This window comes from Nitrospinota bacterium, assembly GCA_016235255.1.
In the GTDB taxonomy this organism is placed as follows: domain Bacteria; phylum Nitrospinota_A; class UBA7883; order UBA7883; family JACRLM01; genus JACRLM01.
On the sequence record JACRLM010000019.1, the window covers coordinates 1 to 3,494 of the forward strand.

Here is a 3,494-nt window from a genome sequence, read left to right on the forward strand (position 1 = left end):
CCAGGTTGAGGAAAGTGAGCGGTTATAAACACCTGCCAGAACTGCGTGAGATCATGAAACGGGCTCTGGCGGGGAAGATAATGGTGAAAGCGGCGTGACGGTCATGCCGGGAGTTTCAACTAAAAAAGGGATTGACTCCGATTCAGCTTCCGCTTTAGCGCGGCTTCCCGATAATTTGCCAGAAAATGCGTTTGTCAGATGCCTTTATATATTCGACTGGAATTCTTTCATCTACCTTGCGGCTAATGACGCTCATTTTGAATGGCTTTCAAATGAGATATGAAAACCGGGAGTATTGTAGAGGATACGCCGGCTATCGAGGCGCTTCACACCGCCGCGGCGGCGATGCTGTCCGTCTGGTTCTTTAACTGCGCTTCCTGGTTGGCGTAGTTTAAGGCGTCTAGCATCTCGTCTATCTCCCCTTCCATGAATAGCTCCAGCTTGTACAGCGTCACGTTTATCCGGTGGTCGGTTATGCGCCCCTGGGGGAAGTTGTATGTGCGGATGCGCTCGCTCCGGTCGCCGGAGCCAACCTGGCTTTTCCGGTCGGCGCTGCGTTTGGCCGATTCCTCGCGCTCTTTCTGATCTTTCAAACGCGCGGCGAGAACTTTCAGCGCCTTGGCCTTGTTCTTGTGCTGGCTTTTTTCGTCCTGCATGGAGACCACGAGGCCCGAGGGGATGTGCGTTATCCTCACGGCGGAGTCCGTGGTGTTCACCGATTGGCCGCCGTGGCCGCCAGCGCGGAACACGTCTATGCGAAGGTCGTTGGGATCCAGCGAAACCTCCACCTCTTCCGCTTCCGGCATGATCGCAACCGTGCATGCGGATGTGTGTATCCTGCCGGACGATTCCGTCGCCGGGACGCGCTGCACCCGGTGGACGCCGCTTTCAAATTTCAAACGCGAATAGGCCCCGCGCCCATTGATCGCCGCGATCACTTCCTTGACCCCGCCAAGTCCCGTCTCGTTCACGGACATCACCTCCACCTTCCACCCTTTGCGCTCCGCGTACCGGGAGTACATGCGGAAAAGGGCCGAGGCGAAAAGGGCCGCTTCCTCGCCGCCGGTGCCGGCGCGGATTTCCAGCAGGATGTTTTTCTCGTCGTTGGGATCTTTTGGCAGGAGCATCAGCCGCAGCCGCCGTTCAAAATCCTCGATTTTCGGCGCCAGTTCCGCCTTTTCCTCGGCGGCAAGCTGGGCAAGTTCCGGGTCGTCCCCGCCGCCGATCATGCTTTCGGCTTCGTCGAGCCGGCCTTTCATCTTCTTGTATTCCCGGTAGGCGGTCACCACCGGCTGGATTTCCTTCATCTCCCTGGCCAGTTTTTCGAAGGCGGACCGGTCCGACGCGACGGAGGGATCCCCCATCTTGTCGTTTATGATCGAATATTTTTTCTCGATCGCGTCAAGGGCGGCGAACATAGGCGCGCAATCGTGGCGGAGGGTTTATAAAAAGGGGGGCCTGGCGGGGGGGCGTCAAGCCTTCGCCGCGGCCTCTTTCTTGCTGTACCGGCGCTGGAACTTTTCGATCCTGCCCGCGGTGTCTATAAGCTTCTGCTTGCCGGAGAAGAACGGATGGCAGGACGAGCATATGTCCAGCCTTACCACCGGCACAGTGCCGCGGGTCTTCACCACGCTGCCGCAGGCGCAGTGGATTTCACAGTCCATATATTCCGGATGGATCTCTTTTTTCATCTTGTCTCTCGCTTCCTTATTGTCTTGTATAACCACCGAATCGGATAATATATCAAAAATCCGGCGTTTTGTTAAGCGTTCATGGACTCCAAAAACTTCTTGTTCGTCTTGGCCGAGCGCATCTTGTCTATAAGAAGCTCCATCGCCTCGATGGAGTCCATCGGCTGGAGCACCTTGCGAAGCACCCACACGCGCCTCAGGTCGTCGGATTCGAGCAAAAGCTCCTCTTTCCTCGTGCCCGAGCGGCTGATGTCTATGGCCGGGAACACGCGCCGGTCCGCCAGACGCCTGTCCAGATGGACTTCCATGTTGCCGGTACCCTTGAATTCCTCGAATATCACGTCGTCCATGCGCGAACCGGTGTCGATAAGCGCCGTGGCGATGATCGTAAGCGAACCGCCTTCTTCAAGGTTGCGCGCCGCGCCGAAGAACCGTTTGGGCCTCTGGAGCGCGTTGGAGTCAATACCGCCGGAGAGCACCTTGCCCGACGGGGGGACGATGGTGTTGTACGCCCGGGCGAGCCTCGTGATGGAGTCGAGCAGGATCACCACGTCCCGCTTGCGTTCCACCAGGCGCTTGGCCTTTTCGATGACCATCTCCGCCACCTGAACGTGCCGCGTGGGGGGTTCGTCGAAGGTGGACGATATTATCTCCCCTTTCACGGACCGCTCCATGTCCGTCACCTCTTCGGGCCGCTCGTCGATGAGCAGCACGATAAGCGTGACTTCCGGATGGTTCTTCGTCACGGAATTTGCGATGGACTGCATGAGCATCGTCTTGCCGGCCCGGGGGGGCGACACGATGAGCGCGCGCTGCCCCTTGCCGATGGGGCATATAAGGTCGAGCACCCGGCCGGAGAGCGCTTCCTGCGTGGTCTCCAGCGAAAGTTTCTTGTGCGGGTACAAAGGGGTAAGGTTGTCGAACAACACCTTGTCCTTCAGCTCATCGGGAGCTTCGAAGTTGATCGTCTCCACCTTGAGCAGCGCGAAGTATCGTTCGTTTTCCTTGGGCGGGCGGATTTGGCCGGATATGGTGTCCCCCGTCCGGAGGTCGAATTTCCTTATCTGCGAAGGCGAAACGTATATGTCGTCCGGGCCCGGCAGATAGTTGAACGAAGGAGCGCGCAGGAACCCGAAACCGTCCGGCAGTATCTCCAGCACTCCTTCACCGAAGATGAGTCCCTCCTGCTCGGTCTGGGCCTCCAGTATCTTGAACATCAGCTCCTGCTTGCGCAGGCCGCGGATCCCTTCCACGTTGTACTGGGCGGCGATCTCCGTCAGTTCGCTGATCGTCTTGTCCTTTAGCGATCCTATGTTCAGCGGCACGCCTGGCGCGGCCGCCGCGGTGTCGGCCGCGGGAGCGGCGGTGGTTTCGTTTTCTGCTTCTTTTGCCGGGTTGTTTTTTTGAGCCATCTTGGAATTGTGAGTTTTGCGGTTGTTGTTAGTTATGGAAAGGATATCCTGTCAGGCCGACGCCCCCGATGGGCGGCGCCATATTTGGATTAAAGCGCGGCGATTCCCTCTAAAAGAGCCTCATTGAAGGTATAATAAACGGTCAAGCAAGCTTAGTTAATGGATGTTGATACGGCCAGTTAGATAATGTGATTCACCACGGAAACGATGATAGGGCCAAAAGGCCAGCCGTGTCAATAAAATTAAAAAATTTGTAGAGAGCACATAAACTGTCCGGGTCTGTAGCACATAAACTGTCCGGTTCTATGGTGTATCCAGGAGGAAACGCCATGAAGCGGACAGAGTGGTTACAGGAGACTCGGAAGATGAGGTTTTTAGAGGCGTTAACGGA

At 56.9% G+C, this 3,494-nt stretch carries 3 protein-coding genes; all 3 read right to left on the reverse strand.

Annotation, left to right across the window (positions count from 1 at the left end):
- Positions 1-326: 326 nt before the first annotated feature.
- Positions 327-1,418, reverse strand: a complete 1,092-nt coding sequence (gene prfA / locus HZB29_02165) for a peptide chain release factor 1 (protein MBI5814398.1) — start codon at positions 1,416-1,418, stop codon at positions 327-329.
- 54 nt (positions 1,419-1,472) lie between these two features.
- Positions 1,473-1,691 (reverse strand): 50S ribosomal protein L31, encoded by a 219-nt coding sequence (gene rpmE, locus HZB29_02170; protein ID MBI5814399.1) that lies wholly within the window; start codon positions 1,689-1,691, stop codon positions 1,473-1,475.
- 71 nt (positions 1,692-1,762) lie between these two features.
- Complete coding sequence (gene rho / locus HZB29_02175) at positions 1,763-3,010, reverse strand: transcription termination factor Rho (GenBank protein MBI5814400.1); 1,248 nt, start codon at positions 3,008-3,010, stop codon at positions 1,763-1,765.
- Positions 3,011-3,494 lie beyond the last annotated feature (484 nt).

What these genes read in the sequence shown, in the direction of transcription:
- prfA (MBI5814398.1), bottom strand. Translation starts at nt 1,418, where the DNA reads ATGTTCGCCGCCCTTGACGCGATCGAGAAAAAATATTCGATCATAAAC.
- rpmE (MBI5814399.1), bottom strand. Translation starts at nt 1,691, where the DNA reads ATGAAAAAAGAGATCCATCCGGAATATATGGACTGTGAAATCCACTGC.